The following is a 17,015-nucleotide window of genomic DNA, read 5'->3' on the forward strand; positions in this document are numbered from 1 at the left end:
GCCACCTGCTCCATGTGCAGAGCGTCGGGGATTCTGGTCGACACGCCGGGTGGTGACATGTCTGCCCGGCGCGTCGCCGCATCCGCCCGACGCCTCGTACGCGCTGCCGCGGCATCCACGTCGCCGATCGCTTGCTCCGTCGGAACGACGCGTCGCCGCCTGCGCTGCCGACCTCTCTCAGCAACACCAGGGACATACTGTATTCTGTTCACTATGCACCGTGAACAGCTCTTCGATCAGCTCCTGCATCTGTCAGCGCTGCTTCAGGCCGATCAGGAGCGCGAGCTCAGCGCGATCGGGCTCAACACCCGCACGACGCACCTCATGTGGGCCGTGCACCACCGCGGGCCGCTCATGCAGCGCGAGATCGCCGACGAGATGCAGGTCACGCAGCGTCACGTCACGACGCTCGTCGACGAGCTCATCGAGGCCCATCTCGTCTATCGCGAGCCGCACCCCCACGATCGTCGTGCGGTGCAGATCCGACTGACCGAGAAGGGCACCTCGCTCATGGAGACCATGGCTCTCGATCACACGCGGCTCGCCGACGCCCTCACCCAGGGATGGAGCGACGACGAGGTCGCGGCGGTCACGAGCCGCATCGAGACCGTCATCGCCCGGTTCGCGGCGCTCGTCGACGAAGCCGCCGCCGAACGGGAGCGCACGGCATGACGCTGGAGAGGCCCCCCACGCGCACACCGACTCAGCACATCGTCCGCATCGCACGCGCCGCGTGGCGGGCCGAGGTCGGCGTATGGCTCAGCCTCTACCGGTTCGTCTTCCGTCGCCCGAAGGTGCCACCCGGGGCATCCGGCTTCGCGTATCACTCCCCCATCCTCACGATCCTCGTCGTCTTCATCGTGCTCTCGGCGATCGAGATCCCGATCATCGACCTCATCGTGCATCCGTGGCCGTGGATCCGCATCCCCCTCCTCATCGCGGGGATCTGGGGCGTCACGTGGATGCTGGGGCTCCTGCTCGGCTTCCTGACCCGGCCCCACGCCGTCGGGCCGGACGGCATCCGGGTGCGCTCGGGCGCCGAGGTGGACATCGATCTTCCATGGGCAGCCGTGGCGTCCGTCGAGCGCTCGCACGACGTCGTCGAGAAGGCCCCGAAGGTGAGGGTCGAAGAGTCACACGGACGCACGCTCGGGCTGCGCATCCAGAACGAGACCAACGTGCTCGTCCTGCTCGAAGCGCCCGTGCACGTGCAGCTCGGCTCCGACCACCATGAGATCGACGCGGTTCGCCTGTGGACCGACGATCTCGACGGCTTCCTCGCGGCGGTGCGCACGCACATCCCGTGAGAACCGTCGGAGAATGGATGCCGTGCCCGAAGCGACCCTCGTCATCCCCCTCTGGGCGGACCTCACGGCTGTCGGCCTGGGCGGCGTGCAGGGCGCGCTGTTCGCGTCGGGTTTCCGCGGCGAACGCCGCCTCGACCTGCTCGGCGTCGCGATCATCGGCATCGTGATGGGCATGGGCGGCGGCCTCATCCGCGATCTGCTCCTCAACGTCTCCCCGGTGACACTGCAGAGCAACTGGTACCTGCTCACGGCGACCGCCGCAGCCCTGGTCGGCATGCTCCTCGCCGGCGTGTTCCAGCGGCTCAACGCCGTCATCGTCGGTCTCGACGCGATCGTCATCGGACTCTTCGGCGCCTTCGGCACGGGCAAGGCGCTCACCCTCGGCCTGCCGATGGTGCCGGCGATCTTCGTCGGCGTGTGCTCCGCGGTCGGCGGCGGCATCCTGCGCGACGTCTTCATGGGGCTTCCGGTCGCGATCATGCACGTCGGCTCGCTCTACGCGGTCGCTGCGGGCGTCGGCTGCCTCGTCCTGGCGGGTGCGCACGCGCTCGGTGCGCCGCTGGTCGCGGCATCCATCGCCTGCATCGCCGTCACGACGGTCATCCGACTGCTGGCGGTGATGTTCGACATCTCACTGCCCGAGCAGCGGGCGCTCTATCGCCGCAAGGTGGCGGTCGAGACCTCGGCGATCCCGATCATCAAGCCTTGATCCGCTCAGTGCGTGAAGGACGTGACCTGCCCTTCCGTCGGCATCGGAGCTTCCAGCGCATCCAGGTAGGCCACGGCGTCCTGGATGTCGAGGAGGAGGCTCTCGGCGAGGTTGCGACTGAGACCGTTGCGAACGACGATGCGCTGCACGACGACGTCGGTCAGATCGTCGGGCATCGGATAGGCCGGGATGAGCCATCCCTTCAGACGAAGCCGTTCGGAGAGGTGGTAGAGGTTCCACTTGTCGGTGTATCCGGCGGCGAGCTGCCACGCGAACACGGGGATATCGGTGCCGTCGTTCCACAGTCGGAACGCGGGCATCTTCGCGATCTCTCCCGAGAGGTACACCGCCACGTCCTGTGAGGCCTTCTGCACACGGTAGTAGCCGTCCCACCCGAGACGGAGGAACAGGTAGTACTGGAGGAGCACCTGGGCTCCGGGGCGCGAGAAGTTGAGGGCGAAGCTCGGCATGTGCCCGCCGAGGTAGGTGACGTCGAAGACGAGCTCTTCCGGCAGGTCGGCGACAGTGCGCCAGACCACCCATCCGAGGCCGGGATACACGAGTCCGTACTTGTGCGCGGACGTGCTGATCGAAGCCACCCGCTCCAGTCGGAAGTCCCACACGAGGTCCGGCTGCAGGAACGGCGCGATCATCCCGCCCGACGCGCCGTCCACGTGGATCGGGATGTCGAGACCCGTCGCGGCCTGGATCCGATCCAGTGCCGCGGCGATCTCGGCGACGGGCTCGTAGACGCCCGTATAGGTCACGCCCATGATCGCGACGACGCCGATCGTGTTCTCGTCGACGTACTTCTCGAGGTCGAAGCCGTCGAGGCACCGATGCTCGTCGGTGATCGGCACGTAGCGGGGCTCGACGTCCCAGTAGTTGCAGAACTTCTCCCAGCAGACCTGCACCGCACTGGAGAGGACCAGGTTCGGCCGCTCCGTCGACGCGCCGGCGGCGCGACGCGCCAGCTGCCAGCGACGCTTGAGCGCCAAGCCGCCGAGCATGCACGCCTCCGATGAGCCGATCGTGGAGGTGCCGATCGCCCCGTCCGCATCAGGGGCGTTCCACAGCGACGCGATCATCTTCCAGCAGCGCGTCTCGATCGCGGCCGTCTGGGGGTACTCATCCTTGTCGACCATGTTCTTGTCGACGGTCTCGGAGTAGAGCCGGTCGGCGTGCGGATCCATCCACGTCCCGACGAACGTCGCGAGGTTGAGGCGCGAGTTGCCGTCGAGCATGGCCTCGTCGTGTACGACCTGATAGGCGGTCTCGGGGAGCGACTCCCCCGGCGGCAGCGTGTTGAGGGGGAAGTCGCTCGCTTCTCCCGGGCGGCAGAAGAGCGGGTTCAGCTGGTTCTGATCGCCGATGCCGGTGTACGCGTGGCGGTGCAGCCGCTGCGGGTCGTTCTGGATGCGCGTCATGCTCTCACGCTATGCCGCGGGCAGGGGCCCGACAATCACACCGCGCGGGTGAGATCGTCGACGGGCGCGCCCGCCTATCATCTGACGATGGCGACCACGCGCAGCATCCGTCTTCGCAGGGAGTCCTGGGGATTCGCCATCGGCTCCGCACTCTTCGCACTGGGTGCCGTGCCGCTCTATGCCGACGCGGTGGGGACGGTCGCCGCGGACGCGACGTTCCTCGTCGGGGCGGTCTTCTTCACCCTGGCCGCGTTCATCCAGCTCGCCCTCAGTGGCAGGCGTCCGCCACGCGCGGGGGCCGGACGCGGCGATCGGGCGGACTGGTGGAGTGCGGCGGTGCAGTTCGCCGGCACGCTCTTCTTCAACGTCAGCACCACGGCTGCCCTGATCACCGCTGTGAACACCGACGCGCGGATCGGCGACGGCTGGCGGCCGGACGCGTTCGGCTCGATCTGCTTCCTCGTCGCGAGCGGGTTCGCCGTGGTGGCGACGACCGAACGCGACGGCCTCTGGGACCCGAGGGCGCGCAGCTGGCGCTGCACATGGCTCAACGCGGCGGGTTCGGTGTTCTTCGCGGTCTCCGCCGCCGGGGCATACGTCATCCCCAGCGGCGGAGACATGGTGAGCCAGCTGTGGGCGAACCTCGGCACGTTCCTCGGAGCGCTCTGCTTCTTCGGCGCGGCCGTGCTGAGCCGACGAGCGGACGACTAGACCGCGGCGAGCGAGCCCGAGCGCTCTCGCGTGCGGATCGCGCGGTTCACACCCGAGACGATCGCCTTGAGGGATGCCGTGGAGATGTCGCCATCGATGCCGACGCCCCACAGCCGCTCGCCGTCGACCTGCAGCTCGACGTACGCGGCGGCCTGGGCGTCGCCGCCGGCGCTCAGCGTGTGCTCGACGTAGTCGTAGAGCGAGATGTCGAAACCGTGCGCGCGCACGACTTCGAGGAACGCCGCGATCGGCCCGTTGCCGTGGCCCGTGGCATCCTGCACCGCCTCCCCGTCGCGCAGCCGCACGTGCAGCTCGACGTCGCCTGTCATGTCGCTCGCCGTACGTGTGCCGAGCAGCTCGAAGCGGCCCCACTTGTCGTCCGAGATGTCGGCCGGCAGGTACTCATCGGTGAAGATCGACCAGATCTGGTCGCTCGTGACCTCGCCGCCCTCGGCATCGGTCTTGGTCTGCACGACGCCCGAGAACTCGATCTGCAGACGACGCGGCAGGTCGAGCGCATGGTCGGTCTTGAGCAGGTAGGCGACGCCGCCCTTGCCGGATTGGGAGTTGACGCGGATGACCGCTTCGTACGAGCGCCCGAGGTCCTTCGGGTCGATCGGCAGGTAGGGAACCGCCCATTCGATCTCGTCGACGGTGACTCCGGATGCCGCGGCCCGGGCATCCATCGCCTCGAAGCCCTTCTTGATGGCGTCCTGGTGCGATCCGCTGAAGGCGGTGAAGACCAGGTCGCCCGCCCAGGGGCTGCGCTCGTGCACGGGCAGCTGGTTGCAGTACTCGGCGGTGCGCTTGACGTCGTCGATGTCGCTGAAGTCGATCTGCGGGTCGATCCCCTGCGTCAGCAGGTTGATGCCCAGCGCAACGATGTCGACGTTGCCCGTGCGCTCTCCGTTGCCGAAGAGGCAGCCCTCGATGCGGTCGGCTCCGGCCATGTAGCCCAGCTCGGCGGCCGCGATCGCGGTGCCGCGGTCGTTGTGGGGGTGCAGCGAGAGGATCACGTTCTCGCGGTGGGCGAGGCGGCGGGACATCCACTCGATCGAGTCGGCGTAGACGTTCGGCGTCGCCATCTCGACCGTCGCCGGCAGGTTGATGATGACCTTGCGGTCGGGCGTCGGCTCGAAGATCTCGATGACCTGGTTGCAGATGTCGACGGCGAACTCGAGCTCGGTGCCCGTGTAGCTCTCGGGCGAGTACTCGTAGAAGACCTTCGTCTCGGGGATGCGCTTCTCGAACTCGCGGCACAGGCGCGCGCCCTCGAGCGCGATGTCGATGATGCCCTGCTGGTCGGTGCGGAACACGACTTCGCGCTGAAGAGTGCTGGTCGAGTTGTAGAGGTGGACGATCGCCTGCTTGGCGCCGGCGATCGACTCGTAGGTGCGCTCGATGAGGTGCTCGCGCGCCTGCGTCAGCACCTGGATCGTGACGTCGTCGGGGATGACGTCCTCTTCGATGAGGTGACGCACGAAGTCGAAGTCGGTCTGGCTCGCGCTCGGGAACCCGACCTCGATCTCCTTGTAGCCCATCTTGACCAGCAGGTCGAACATGATGCGCTTGCGCTCGGGGCTCATCGGATCGATGAGCGCCTGGTTGCCGTCGCGCAGGTCGACCGCGCACCAGCGCGGCGCCTTCGTGATGACCGCGTCGGGCCACGTGCGATCGGGCAGGCGGACGCCGAACTGCTCGTGATAGGGCCGGTACCTGTGAGTCGGCATGCCCGAAGGCTTCTGGGTGTTGTCCATGATCTTGTCGCTTCTTCTTGTTTCGCGGAGCAGGCTCTCGCAGATGAGGCGGGCCGACGACAATCTCCGCGGCGAGGAAGGCCCTAGATCGAGGACTCGCCGCGGCGACTAAGAAGGAGCGTGCCGACGCGCATACCGCGATGGTAGCAGGATGTCGCGTCATCCCGGGTCGCCGAGGTGGCGCTGAAGCGACGCCTCCCCCTACAGTGTCGTGAGCAGCGCCCACTGGCAGGGCGCTTTCCTTTGCACTGAACTGGGGGGTTCTTCAGTGTCTCCACTGTCGTCCGCGCGTCGCACCACGACGTCCGCACTCGTCGTGGTGGCCGTCACGCTCGGTTTCGTCCTCGCGCTCATGGCGCCGACGGGTCGGGCTGCCGCCGTCGACTTCGGAGCGACGCCGATCACCGCGGTCACGATCGAGCCGACCACGATCGCGCACTCCGGCACCGCCCGCGTCGACTTCACGTGGGTGGCCCCGACGGGCGCTGCCGCCGGGGACACCTTCGCCATAACCCTCCCCGACCAGCTCGAGCCGGTGAGCACCAGGGCGGTCGATCTGGTCGATGCCGGAACGAGCGAGCTCGCCGTCCGCGGCACCTGGGCCGACAAGACTGCGACATTCACCTTCCAGTCCTACGTCACGACGCGCACGGGTGTGCACGGGACCGGCTTCTTCTACGTGCGGTGGGATCACGACGTCACGGGATCGCCGGCAGCGACCTTCAACGACCTCGAGCTGGGCGGAGTCGTGCTGCCCCCCATCACGAAGGGCGCCGCAGGTCCCGCCCTGCAGAATCGAGACGCGTCGAAGTACGGCGGCTGGGCCACGAGCGAGCAGCTGCGGTTCACGTGGGTGCTCAACTTCCCGGCATCCACGGCCGCCGCCCTCGACGGTCCCGTCACGGTGACGGATGTTCCGCCCGCCGAAGCGGGATACACCTTCGACTGCGGTGCGACCCGAATGCGCATCGATGTCGGCGGCTTCCCCAGCGGCGCCGAGACGTACGTGGCGCCGGACACGATCGCGGGAGCGACGTTCACCTGCGGCGACTCGGCTCTGACGATGGAGCTGGACTCGATCCCCGCCGGGACGTTCTACACGCTTCTCGTCCCTGTTGCGATCACGGACCAGACCCGTACGTCGTTCGACAACACCGCGTCGTTCCTGTGGCCCGCGCTCAACGGTGCCCCGCAGGTCGAGCCGGCCGAGATCCGTCGCGACGACGCGGGCGGCACCGTCGAGGCCGACGAGCCCCTGCCGGGCACCGTATGCATCGGCGACCTCGTGTGGGAGGACCTCGACAGGGACGGAATCCAGGATGCCGGAGAGCCGGGCGTCCCCGGGGTCGTCATCGGGCTCGACGACATCGCCGCCGACGGCACAGTCACCCCGGTCACCGCGGCCGGTGCACCCGTGACGCAGACGACCGACGCGAGCGGCCTCTATCGGTTCTGCGGACTCCCGGTCCTCCTGCCCGGCGAGCGTTACCGCACGACGATCGATCTCGACCAGCCGGCGCTGAGACTGTTCGCCGTCACCCTCAGCGGTCGTGGCACGAGCGCGGATGATTCCAGCGCCGCCGAGGCATCCGCCGACACGGTCCTCGACCTCACGGTGGCCGACAGCTCCGACCTGACGCTCGACTACGGCTTCGTCCGCACCGGTTCGGGCGAGCTCGCCAATTCGGGCGCGAGTGACGCCGCCGGCGGTCTCGCCGCTGCGGGCGCCCTCATCATGCTCGCGGGCGCCGCTCTCCTCCGGCGGTCTCGCCGGCTGACGTGAGACGATCCCCGCACCGCCGACACTTCGAAGGCATGAGGCTCAGACACCGCACCGCCGCCGTGCTCCTGACGGCATCCGCCCTTCTTCTCACCGGGTGCGCGACCGGTGCCGGCGGCGACGTCGCGCCGATCGGCACAGTCGGGCTCGGCGACGTGTGGCCGAATCCTCCCGAAGGCGAGGTGATCGCGCAGGGCACGGTGATGGATGTCGGCGGCGAGATCGAGCTCTGCCTCGGCGCGATCGCGGAGTCGTATCCGCCGCAATGCACGGGCATCCCTCTCGACGGCTGGTCGTGGGAGGGCGTCGAAGGCTCCGAGAGTGCGGGCGACGTGACGTGGGGCGCCTATGCGGTGCAGGGAACGTACGACGGCGAGACCTTCACGAACACGCAGCCGCCGATCATGCTCGCCCTGTACGACCCGATGATGGTTCCCGACCCGACGGACGGCAAGCCTGGTCAGGGCTCCGAGGACGAACTCGCCGCGATCCAGGACGAGCTGCCCGATCTGCTCGGCGACGACCTCCTGAGCTCATCCGTGCAGGACGGCTGGCTCTTCATCGATGTCGTCTGGGACGACGGCACGCGACAGGACGTCGCGGACGCCGTCTACGGCGACGACGTCGTGATCGTGCGGTCGGCTCTGCGGGCAGTCGAGGGCTGAGTCGACGAGACGGGCGTCACAGCGGAGGGCAACGGGACGAGGGTCCCCCGCCCGCGGGATCCAGGTGCTCCGCCCGTCCGTTCGCGCACGACCCGGTATCTGGCGGCGACCCGCGCCCTCTCGGTACGGTGAGCGAAGGTGTCGTCGAAGGGGTGCGATGAGCACGGAAGAGCGGGCATTCGAAGTCGTCGTGCTGGCGATGAGCTTCCGGCGGGAGAACGCGCGCGCAGACATCGCGGAGTACTTCCCGCCTTCCGTCCTCGCCCTGTACGACGCCGTGGTCGCCGACCCCCGATGGGACAAGGCGGCCACCCTCGCCGAAGCCGCACTCGTCGTCGACGACGTCCTGAACGAGAACGACGACCTCGCCGCCGCGTACCAGGCCTCGGTCGACGCGGGAGAGATGGGTTTCGGCGACGGCGAGGACGCCGAGATGGATGCCGCGATGGCGGAGGTGACCCGGATGCTCGGCGACAGGCCCGCCCGGCACATCGATCTTCCGACGCAGGACCTCGCGGAGTCCGCCGGTCCGGACGACCCCTCGTACGGCAGCGACGGCCTGGGCATGGCGGGAGGCGGCGCCTCCGACGGGCTGCTCGGCGGCGAAGAGCCGGTCAGGCCGTGGGAGCCGCAGATGCCGCCCACCGTCGGAGGAGAAGCCGGTCCCCCGCCACCACCGGTCGTCGCCCCGCCCGCCCCGGCTGTTCCGCCGGCTGTTCCGGATGCCGCGGCTCCGTCAGCATCCGGCGACACGATCGCGACCGTCCTCAACGCGGAGCTCGATGGCGACCGCACGCGTCTGACGACGGGCGAGAAGCGACAGCTCTCGGTCTTCTTCGACGAGAGCGCGAGCGGGGCCGCGGTGGCCTCCATCGGCGTGGGCGTGCCGATCGCCGCGTCACAGCAGACGATCGACCTCGAGGTGCAGCTGCTGAGCGCGGACTTCACCGTGCCGCCCGTGCCGCAGATCCTGCGTCTGGCCCGCGACGGCGCATCCGTCAACCGGGCGATCTTCGAGATCACGCCGCTGCACGAGGGCGCGTCGCTGCTGAGCGTCGTCGTGAACGTGAAGGGCAACTTCCTGCAGCGCCTCGACATGACCTTCGACGTCGGCACCGTCGCCGAACCCGCCGTCGAGCAGTTCGGACGGCCCGCCGGCGCCGCCGAGGTGCTCGAGAAGCGCGATGCGACGCTGCAGTTCAAACCCGTCGCGGGCGGATACCTGCTCTTCGCACCCCAGGTGACGAGCGAACCCGTCATGATCTGGATCACCCCCGATGAGCTCGAGGCGCGCATCGAAGGAGTGCGCGCTGTGCTCCTCGCATCCGTGTCGAAGGAGGAGAACGCCTTCAACCTCGATCTCACCGAGGCGGAGCGAGACGCCCTCCTGAAGGAGCTCGCGTTCGAGGGGTTCCTGCTCTACGAGTCGATCTTCGTGGGCTCGACGCCGTCGCCCGAGCTCGCGAAGGTCGCCGCCTGGCTGCGCGACGAGCTGAGCGCGGACGTCGCCACCCTCCAGGTCGTCTCGAAGGGCTTCCCCGTGCCGTGGCCGCTCATGTACCTCGCTGAGCGGTTCGACGCGGCTCCCCTGTCCTGGGACAACTTCATCGGCATGCGTCACGTCGTCGAGCAGATCCCGCTCGAATGGTTCGATCAGACACCGCCGGCACCCACGATCGCCTCGGCACCCGATCTCGCCGTACGTGCGCTCTACAACGACGGGATCGACGCCCAGATGCCGTCGCATCCCGTCGCCGCGCAGCGCACCTACTGGGAGGGCCGAGGCGTCGCGCTCACCGAGGGCACGACGGTCGACGAACTCAAGAGCGCCGCGCTCGCCCCGACGTCGACCGACAAGGTGCTGTACCTGTACTGCCACGCGGTCGCGAAGAAGGATCCCCTCGACTCGCACCTCATCCTCAGCGGCGAGCAGTCGATCACGCTCGGACAGCTGCGCGTCTTCGCGTCACCGCAGGACCGCTTGCCCAGTCATCCGCTCGTCTTCCTCAACGCATGCGAATCGGGCGAGCTGTCGGCGAACTTCTACGCCGGCTTCGTGCCGTACTTCCTCGCGAAGGGCGCCCGTGGCGTCATCGGCACGGAGTGCAAGACGCCGGGTCTCTTCGCCAGCGAATGGGCGAAGGCGTTCTTCGACGAGTTGTTCGCGGGCAAGACGCTGGGGACCGTCGTCCTCGAGCTCCGCCGCCGCTTCCTCGAGCAGCACCGCAATCCCTACGGGCTGCTCTACGGCGTCCAATGCGACGTCGACACCGTCGTCACCCCCGCTCTGGCCTGACTCGAAGGAGAGCCGTCATGTCGCTGCGCCGCATCCCCGGCACGGATCAGCAGTACCACCTCATCGCCTACGACAGGAAGGGCGAGGAGGTGCCGGACGCCGACGGCACCTCGGCGTCGGAAGCCGCCCTGGCCGACCTCGGAGCACCCGGGGCGGATGTGACCGACGTCTTCATCATCAGCCACGGGTGGCAGGGCGACTACGACGATGCGATCAGCCAGTACGACCGGTGGATCGGCGCGGCGAACCCCGACGCCGTGGGCGACGGCATCCGTCCGTTCATCATCGGCGTGCACTGGCCGAGCAAGGCCTGGAGCGATCGCGAGCTCAAGAGCGGATCCTCCGGACTGCTGAGCGGTGGGGTGGATGCCGCGCCCGATGAGATGACGGTCGACGACGCCGTGGGCGAGTACGCGACGCAGCTCGCCGACGACTCCCCCGAGACCCGCGCTGCACTGACGGAGATCCTGTCGTACGCGGCGCGCGTCGATGCCGATCAGGACGCCGAGGAGGGCGACGAGCTGCCGTCCGAGGTCGCCGATGCGTACCGCGTGATCGCCGCGCGCGTCGGTGCCGCCGGTTCCGGGGACGAAGCGCTTCTCGGCGGCGGATGGGACCCTGATGCGGTCTTCGTCGCCTCCACGACCGACGAAGGACGCGGAGGACTCCTCGGCGACGGGTGGTTCCGCAAGCTCCGGGAGGCGGTGCTCACCCCCCTGCGGCAGCTGACGTTCTGGCACGGCAAGAACCAGGCGCGCGAGTTCGGCGAACGCGGCGGTGCGCAGCTCGTGCGCGCGATCATGAAGGCGAGCCCCGCGCGTGTGCACCTCATCGGGCACAGCTTCGGGACGATCGTCGTCTCGGCGGCCGTGCGCGGTCCGGGACAGACGCCGACGCCCCCGCCGCGACCCGTCTCCTCGCTGTTCCTCGTGCAGGGCGCCGTGTCGCTCTGGGCCTTCGCTCCGGCCGCGCCGCCTCGCTTCGGCGGCGGGCGAGGGTACTTCGCGGATGTCGCGACCCCGGCATTCGTGTCGGGCCCGATCGTCGTGACCAGGTCGAAATGGGATTACGCCGTCGGCAAGTTCTATCCGCTCGCGGTCAAGCTCGCGAGCCAGTACCTGCTCGACGACTATCCCAAGTACGGCGGGATCGGGACGTTCGGCGCCCAGGGCGTGCCGGGCGCGGTCGAGCTCGGTCCGCTCGCCCCGGGTTCCCGATCGGAGGGTATCGAGTTCCTGCCCGGCACGCTCTACAACATCGACGCCCGCAACGTCATCGACGAGCTGCAGGGTGCCGCCGGGGCGCACAACGACCTCGCGCACGACGAACTCGTCTGGCTCGCGTGGAACGCGGCGCTGTCGACGTCGAGGACCTAGAACCCGAGCCGACCCAGCTGCTTGGGGTCGCGCTGCCACTCCTTGGCGACGCGCACCCGCAGCGAGAGGAAGACGCGCGTGCCGACGAGCGGTTCGATCTGCGCGCGTGCACGCTTGCCGACGTCGGCCAGGCGCGAGCCCTTGTGGCCGATGATGATCGCCTTCTGGCTGTCGCGCTCGACGATGATGTTCGCGTAGATGTCCGTGAGATCCGAGTCCTCGCGAGGAGCCATGTCCTCGATCGTGACGGCGATCGAGTGGGGCAGCTCGTCGCGCACGCCCTCGAGCGCGGCTTCGCGGATGATCTCGGCGACGCGATCCTCGGTCGACTCATCGGTCACGACGTCGTCGGGGTAGAGCTGCGGCCCGACGGGCATGAGGGCGAGCAGCTCGTCCGTGAGGACGCCGAGCTGCTCGCGCGTGAGCGCGGACAGCGGGATGACGGCGGCCCAGTCCTCGCGGAGGCCGTCGACCTCGAGCAGCCGCTCACCGATCTGGTCGCGGGACGCAGCATCCGTCTTGGTGACGATGGCGACCTTCTTGGCGCGCGGATACCCGTCGAGCGACTCGGCGATCCGTCGATCGCCGGGGCCGACCTTCTCGGTCGCCGGGACGCAGAACCCGATGACGTCGACATCGCCCAGCACCTGCTCGACGAGGCTGTTCAGACGCTCGCCGAGGAGCGTGCGGGGTTTGTGGATGCCGGGGGTGTCGACGATCACGAGCTGACCTGCGGGACGGTTCAGGATGCCGCGGATCGCGCGGCGCGTCGTCTGAGGCTTGTCGCTCGTGATGGCGACCTTCTCCCCGACGAGCGCATTCGTGAGGGTGGACTTGCCGACGTTCGGTCTGCCCACGAACGTCACGAACCCGGAGCGGCTGTCGTCGGTCATGCTCTCGCGCCCTTCTTGGCCGCGCTCTTGGCGGGCTTGGCCGGGGTCTTCGAGGCACGACCGTCCTTGACGATCTTGACCTCACCTGTCTTCGGCAGGCGGATCTCCCCCGTCTGCGGGTGACGACTGCTGAACGCGTCGTCTGCCGCCTCGAGCGAGTCGCTGCGCTCGACGAAGACGGTGGAGATACCGCGTCCGCGACCGCGCGAGGCACCGCCGGTCATGACGAGTCCGTTGAGTTCGGCCGTCGATCCGGGCTGGGGAACGCGGCCGAGGGCCTTGCCGAGCAGCCCGCCGATGGAGTCGACGTCCTCGTCCTCCAGCTCGACGCCGAACAGGTCGCCGACCTCGTCGAGCCCCAGACGTGCGCTCACGCGATAACGGCCGGGTTCGAGCTCCGTGACCTCGTCTGCGCGCGGGTCGTACTCGTCGGCGATCTCGCCCACGAGTTCCTCGATGAGGTCCTCGAGGGTGACGAGCCCCGATACCCCGCCGTACTCGTCGATCACGAGGCAGACATGCACGGCGTCGCGCTTCATCTGCTGCAGCAGGGACTCGGCCTTCATCGACTCGGGCACGAAGACGGCGGCACGCGCGATGCGGCTGATCGGGGCATCCCGCCATCCCGCCTCATCGCGGAAGCCGAACTGCACGAGGTCCTTGAGGTACAGCACGCCCACGACATCGTCGGCGTCGTCGTCCACGATCGGGATGCGCGAGACCCCCTTCTCGAGGAAGATCGACATCGCCTCGCGGGTCGAGGCCGTCGCATCCACCGTCACCATGTCGTTGCGCGGAACCATGACGGCCCGCACGAACGTGTCGGTGAACTCGAACACCGAGTGGATGAGCTCTCGGTCGTCCTCTTCGATGAGCTCGTTCTCGGCGGCTTCGTCGATGATGCTGAGCAGCTGCTCCTCGGACGCGAACGACGCGTTGCGGCTCACCCCCGGGGTCACTCGCATGCCGAACGCCACGAGACCGTGCGCGAGCGGTCCGAGGATCAGCCGCACGCCGCGCACGACTGGGGCGAAGCCCCGCAGCAGAGGCGTGGAGTGCTGGCGGCCCCACGTGCGCGGACTCGCGCCCACCACGACGAACGAGATGCCCGTCATGAGGACGGCGGCGGCGAGCATCGCCCACCAGATGCTGTTGAAGAGGTCCACGAAGGCGACCGTCACGAGGACGGCGGCGGAGGTCTCGGACAGCACGCGGATGAAGACCACCGCCGTCGCGTGGGCCTCCGGGTCGTCGGCGATCCTGCGCAGGGAGGTCGCGTTTCGCCCCGACGCCGCGAGTTCGGCCAGATCGGCCCGCGAAGTGACGCTGAGAGCGGCATCGATCGCGGCCATCAGACCGCCGAAGGCGATCAGCACGACCGCCGCGAGAAGGAGCAGTGCCGCGGTCATGCTCGGCGACGGCGCTCAGCCGTCTGGAAGCTCAGGATGAGCTCCTTCTGGAGGCCGAACATCTCGCGTTCGTCCTCGGGCTCGGCGTGGTCGAAGCCCAGCAGGTGCAGCAGTCCATGGGTGGTCAGCATCACCAGCTCGTCCATCGTCGAGTGCTTCGCCGTCACCGCCTGGGACTCGGCGACCTGCGGGCACAGCACGATGTCGCCGAGGAGCCCCGCTGGCGTCGGCTGGTCCTCGGTGCCGGGGCGCAGTTCGTCCATCGGGAAGCTCAGGACATCGGTCGGCCCCGGCTCATCCATCCACTGCAGGTGGAGAGTCTCCATCGCGCCCTCGTCGACGAGGAGGATCGCGACATCGGCGTCGGGGCTCACGTGCAGCTGCCCGAGATTGTGCTCCATCAGCCGCAGGAGAACGGTCTCATCGATGGGGAAGCCGGATTCGTTGCCGATCTCGATCGTCATGAGCGTCCTCGCTTGGGGAGATGGTCGCGCGGCCCCTGGCGGGGGATGCCCGTCCGGCGATCGGCACGGTTGGCGAACTCGGATGCCTCGTCACGCTCACGGCGCGCGGCGATGCGATGCTCGTCGTACTCGGTGTAGGCGTCGACGATGCGTCCGACGAGCGTGTGGCGCACGACGTCGGCGCTCGTGAGGTAGGCGAAGTGGATGTCGTCGATGTCCTTGAGCACGCGCGTCACGAGCCGCAGGCCCGACGAGCCCTGCGGCAGATCGACCTGGGTGATATCGCCCGTCACGACCATCTGCGTGCCGAAGCCGAGTCGGGTGAGGAACATCTTCATCTGCTCGGGCGTCGTGTTCTGGGCCTCGTCGAGGACGATGAACGAGTTGTTGAGCGTGCGACCGCGCATGTACGCGAGCGGTGCGACCTCGATCGTCCCCGACGCCATGAGCTTGGGCACGATCTCGGGATCCATCATCTCGTTGAGTGCGTCGTAGAGCGGGCGCAGGTACGGATCGATCTTGTCGGTCAGCGTGCCCGGCAGGAATCCGAGCCGCTCCCCCGCCTCGACGGCCGGACGCGTCAGGATGATGCGGTCCACTTCTTTGCGCTGGAGCGCCTGAACGGCCTTGGCCATCGCGAGGTAGGTCTTGCCCGTACCCGCCGGACCGATGCCGAAGACGATCGTGTTCTCTTCGATCGCGTCGACGTAGGCCTTCTGGCCGAGGGTCTTGGGGCGGATGATCTTGCCGCGCGACTGAAGGATCGCCTCGCCGAGCACTTCGGAGGGCCGAGGGCCGCCCTCCGAGCGGAGGATGCGGTTGGACGACGACACATCTGCAGGGTCGAGTCCTTGACCTGCGCGCGCCATGACCAGCAGCTCGTCGACGAGCGAACGCGCCGCAGCCACGGCATCCGCTTCGCCCGTCAGGGTGATCTCGTTGCCGCGCACGTGCACGTCGACGCCCGGATGCTCCTTCTCGACGACCCTCAGCAGGCGATCCTGCGGACCGAGGAGCTGCACCATCGCCACACCGTCCGCGTAGACGCGGTCGACCGTGCGGTCGTCATTCGTATCGTCAGGCACCGATGCTCTCTTCTGTCATTGTTCCGGCGAGGACGTGCGCGTGCACGTGGAAGACGGTCTGGCCCGCGCCCTCGCCCGTGTTGAACACGAGGCGGAAGTCGCCGTCGGCGTGCTCGGCGGCCAGCGAGTTCGCGAGGCCGATCATCTCGGCGAGCAGGTCGGGATCACCCGCCGCGAGCTCGACGACGTTGCGGTACGTGCCGCTCTTGGGGATCACGAGCAGGTGCACGGGAGCCTTGGGGGCGATGTCGCGGATGGCGAAGGCGTTGTCGGTCTCGGCGATGATCTCGCTGGGGATCTCACCCTCGTAGATGCGGGTGAAGATCGACTTCTCGCTCATGCGTCCAGTCTATCCAGCGGCGTTCCCGCCGGGTCGGGGCGCCGTTCGCCGCGCGCCGTCGTCACCAGCGGCCGAGGGCGACCGAGACGACGGAGAGCGCCGCAGGCCCGGCCGTCGACGTGCGCAGCACCGTGTGGCCGAGACGCACGAGGGCGGCGCCGGCGGATTCGAGTGCCGCGAGCTCCTCCGCGGCGATCCCGCCTTCGGGGCCGACCACCAGCACGACGTCGGCGTCACCCTCGAGATCGACGTCCGACAGCTTCTGCGACGCGCTGGGCTCGAGGACGAGGATGCGGGATGCCGCGGCCCGCGCCACGAGCTGCTTCGTGCTCGCGAGCGCGGAGACGTCCGGCACCCACGCGCGGTGAGCCTGCTTCGCGGCCTCCCGCACGATCGTCGCCCAACGAGCCCGACCCTTCTCCGCCTTCGCCGCGTCCCACCGCGACACGCTGCGCGCCGCCTGCCACGGGACGATCTCGTCGACGCCGAGCTCGGTCGCCGCCTGAACCGCGAGTTCGTCGCGGTCGCCCTTCGCCAGCGCCTGCACGAGGACGAGTCGTGGGGACGGCGCCGCAGTCTCCCATCGGTCCGTCACCCGCACGACGACCTCGCGGGGCGCGACCGAGACGCACTCGCCCGTCAGCCAGGCCCCGCGCCCGTCGCCGATCGTGACCTCCTCGCCGGCGCGCACGCGGCGCACCGTCGCGGCGTGGTGCGCCTCCGCGCCCGTCAGGACGACGTCGTCGCCCACCCCGGCAGCGACCGGCTCATCGACGAGGAAGTGCAGCGGCATCCG

At 68.7% G+C, this 17,015-nt stretch carries 16 protein-coding genes; 8 read left to right on the plus strand and 8 right to left on the minus strand.

The genetic code is table 11. From position 1 onward, the window contains the following. Window positions 1–213 precede the first annotated feature (213 nt). Genes ACTIFV_RS16805 through ACTIFV_RS16815 form a run of 3 tightly spaced genes read left to right on the plus strand, consistent with a single transcriptional unit; the run spans window position 214 to window position 2,016 of the window. On the plus strand, window positions 214–672 hold the full coding sequence (locus tag ACTIFV_RS16805) for a MarR family winged helix-turn-helix transcriptional regulator (protein ID WP_439593950.1): 459 nt from the start codon (window positions 214–216) through the stop codon (window positions 670–672). Next, complete coding sequence (locus tag ACTIFV_RS16810; protein ID WP_439593951.1) at window positions 669–1,307, plus strand: hypothetical protein; 639 nt, start codon at window positions 669–671, stop codon at window positions 1,305–1,307. Before ACTIFV_RS16805 ends, ACTIFV_RS16810 begins: the two co-directional genes overlap by 4 nt. 13 nt (window positions 1,308–1,320) lie before the next feature. Further along, window positions 1,321–2,016 (plus strand): trimeric intracellular cation channel family protein, encoded by a 696-nt coding sequence (locus ACTIFV_RS16815; RefSeq protein WP_439593952.1) that lies wholly within the window; start codon window positions 1,321–1,323, stop codon window positions 2,014–2,016. 5 nt (window positions 2,017–2,021) lie between these two features. On the opposite strand, the gene ACTIFV_RS16820 is transcribed toward ACTIFV_RS16815, so the two are convergent. Then, complete coding sequence (locus ACTIFV_RS16820; RefSeq protein WP_439593953.1) at window positions 2,022–3,443, minus strand: glutamate decarboxylase; 1,422 nt, start codon at window positions 3,441–3,443, stop codon at window positions 2,022–2,024. A gap of 87 nt (window positions 3,444–3,530) precedes the next feature. On the opposite strand from ACTIFV_RS16820, the gene ACTIFV_RS16825 reads away from it, so the two are divergent. Further along, window positions 3,531–4,154 (plus strand): hypothetical protein, encoded by a 624-nt coding sequence (locus ACTIFV_RS16825; protein WP_439593954.1) that lies wholly within the window; start codon window positions 3,531–3,533, stop codon window positions 4,152–4,154. Here the strand turns inward: ACTIFV_RS16825 and leuA are convergent. Beyond that, window positions 4,151–5,911: a 2-isopropylmalate synthase gene (gene leuA, locus ACTIFV_RS16830; RefSeq protein ID WP_439593955.1), complete on the minus strand. Its 1,761-nt coding sequence runs from the start codon at window positions 5,909–5,911 to the stop codon at window positions 4,151–4,153. The two genes, ACTIFV_RS16825 and leuA, sit on opposite strands and share 4 nt — an antisense overlap. A 268-nt stretch (window positions 5,912–6,179) precedes the next feature. Here leuA and ACTIFV_RS16835 point away from each other — a divergent pair, with 268 nt between their 5' ends. The 4 genes from ACTIFV_RS16835 to ACTIFV_RS16850 all read left to right on the plus strand — a co-directional run bounded on the left by ACTIFV_RS16835 (window position 6,180) and on the right by ACTIFV_RS16850 (window position 12,028). Next, window positions 6,180–7,694: an SdrD B-like domain-containing protein gene (locus ACTIFV_RS16835; protein WP_439593956.1), complete on the plus strand. Its 1,515-nt coding sequence runs from the start codon at window positions 6,180–6,182 to the stop codon at window positions 7,692–7,694. 32 nt (window positions 7,695–7,726) lie between these two features. Further along, the gene (locus ACTIFV_RS16840; RefSeq protein ID WP_439593957.1) at window positions 7,727–8,356 is read left to right on the plus strand and encodes a hypothetical protein; all 630 of its coding nucleotides are present in this window, start codon (window positions 7,727–7,729) and stop codon (window positions 8,354–8,356) included. A gap of 157 nt (window positions 8,357–8,513) precedes the next feature. Then, complete coding sequence (locus tag ACTIFV_RS16845; protein ID WP_439593958.1) at window positions 8,514–10,652, plus strand: CHAT domain-containing protein; 2,139 nt, start codon at window positions 8,514–8,516, stop codon at window positions 10,650–10,652. A gap of 17 nt (window positions 10,653–10,669) precedes the next feature. Beyond that, window positions 10,670–12,028, plus strand: a complete 1,359-nt coding sequence (locus ACTIFV_RS16850; protein WP_439593959.1) for a hypothetical protein — start codon at window positions 10,670–10,672, stop codon at window positions 12,026–12,028. On the opposite strand, the gene era is transcribed toward ACTIFV_RS16850, so the two are convergent. The 6 genes from era to ACTIFV_RS16880 all read right to left on the minus strand — a co-directional run bounded on the left by era (window position 12,025) and on the right by ACTIFV_RS16880 (window position 17,012). Further along, complete coding sequence (gene era, locus ACTIFV_RS16855; RefSeq protein ID WP_439593960.1) at window positions 12,025–12,921, minus strand: GTPase Era; 897 nt, start codon at window positions 12,919–12,921, stop codon at window positions 12,025–12,027. The two genes, ACTIFV_RS16850 and era, sit on opposite strands and share 4 nt — an antisense overlap. Further along, window positions 12,918–14,330, minus strand: a complete 1,413-nt coding sequence (locus tag ACTIFV_RS16860) for a hemolysin family protein (protein WP_439593961.1) — start codon at window positions 14,328–14,330, stop codon at window positions 12,918–12,920. Before ACTIFV_RS16860 ends, era begins: the two co-directional genes overlap by 4 nt. Then, a complete protein-coding gene (ybeY, locus tag ACTIFV_RS16865) occupies window positions 14,327–14,794 on the minus strand; it encodes an rRNA maturation RNase YbeY (RefSeq protein ID WP_439593962.1) in 468 nt (155 codons plus the stop codon). Before ybeY ends, ACTIFV_RS16860 begins: the two co-directional genes overlap by 4 nt. Then, window positions 14,791–15,819 carry a PhoH family protein gene (locus tag ACTIFV_RS16870; RefSeq protein WP_439593992.1) on the minus strand — a complete coding sequence of 343 codons (1,029 nt, stop codon included), beginning with the start codon at window positions 15,817–15,819 and terminating at the stop codon, window positions 14,791–14,793. The genes ybeY and ACTIFV_RS16870 overlap by 4 nt, the downstream gene beginning before the upstream one ends. A gap of 52 nt (window positions 15,820–15,871) precedes the next feature. Beyond that, window positions 15,872–16,219: an HIT domain-containing protein gene (locus ACTIFV_RS16875; protein WP_439593963.1), complete on the minus strand. Its 348-nt coding sequence runs from the start codon at window positions 16,217–16,219 to the stop codon at window positions 15,872–15,874. 61 nt (window positions 16,220–16,280) lie between these two features. Next, window positions 16,281–17,012, minus strand: a complete 732-nt coding sequence (locus ACTIFV_RS16880; protein WP_439593964.1) for a 16S rRNA (uracil(1498)-N(3))-methyltransferase — start codon at window positions 17,010–17,012, stop codon at window positions 16,281–16,283. Window positions 17,013–17,015: the final 3 nt, after the last annotated feature.

The organism is Microbacterium sp., assembly GCF_051860965.1.
Classification (GTDB): Bacteria; Actinomycetota; Actinomycetes; order Actinomycetales; family Microbacteriaceae; genus Microbacterium.

Excerpts from the sequence above, each read along its gene's own strand:
- ACTIFV_RS16805 (WP_439593950.1), top strand. The coding sequence starts at position 214 with ATGCACCGTGAACAGCTCTTCGATCAGCTCCTGCATCTGTCAGCGCTG.
- ACTIFV_RS16810 (WP_439593951.1), top strand. The coding sequence starts at position 669 with ATGACGCTGGAGAGGCCCCCCACGCGCACACCGACTCAGCACATCGTC.
- ACTIFV_RS16815 (WP_439593952.1), top strand. The coding sequence starts at position 1,321 with ATGGATGCCGTGCCCGAAGCGACCCTCGTCATCCCCCTCTGGGCGGAC.
- ACTIFV_RS16820 (WP_439593953.1), bottom strand. The coding sequence starts at position 3,443 with ATGACGCGCATCCAGAACGACCCGCAGCGGCTGCACCGCCACGCGTAC.
- ACTIFV_RS16825 (WP_439593954.1), top strand. The coding sequence starts at position 3,531 with ATGGCGACCACGCGCAGCATCCGTCTTCGCAGGGAGTCCTGGGGATTC.
- leuA (WP_439593955.1), bottom strand. The coding sequence starts at position 5,911 with ATGGACAACACCCAGAAGCCTTCGGGCATGCCGACTCACAGGTACCGG.
- ACTIFV_RS16840 (WP_439593957.1), top strand. The coding sequence starts at position 7,727 with ATGAGGCTCAGACACCGCACCGCCGCCGTGCTCCTGACGGCATCCGCC.
- ACTIFV_RS16845 (WP_439593958.1), top strand. The coding sequence starts at position 8,514 with ATGAGCACGGAAGAGCGGGCATTCGAAGTCGTCGTGCTGGCGATGAGC.
- ACTIFV_RS16850 (WP_439593959.1), top strand. The coding sequence starts at position 10,670 with ATGTCGCTGCGCCGCATCCCCGGCACGGATCAGCAGTACCACCTCATC.
- era (WP_439593960.1), bottom strand. The coding sequence starts at position 12,921 with ATGACCGACGACAGCCGCTCCGGGTTCGTGACGTTCGTGGGCAGACCG.
- ACTIFV_RS16860 (WP_439593961.1), bottom strand. The coding sequence starts at position 14,330 with ATGACCGCGGCACTGCTCCTTCTCGCGGCGGTCGTGCTGATCGCCTTC.
- ybeY (WP_439593962.1), bottom strand. The coding sequence starts at position 14,794 with ATGACGATCGAGATCGGCAACGAATCCGGCTTCCCCATCGATGAGACC.
- ACTIFV_RS16870 (WP_439593992.1), bottom strand. The coding sequence starts at position 15,819 with ATGGTGCAGCTCCTCGGTCCGCAGGATCGCCTGCTGAGGGTCGTCGAG.
- ACTIFV_RS16875 (WP_439593963.1), bottom strand. The coding sequence starts at position 16,219 with ATGAGCGAGAAGTCGATCTTCACCCGCATCTACGAGGGTGAGATCCCC.
- ACTIFV_RS16880 (WP_439593964.1), bottom strand. The coding sequence starts at position 17,012 with ATGCCGCTGCACTTCCTCGTCGATGAGCCGGTCGCTGCCGGGGTGGGC.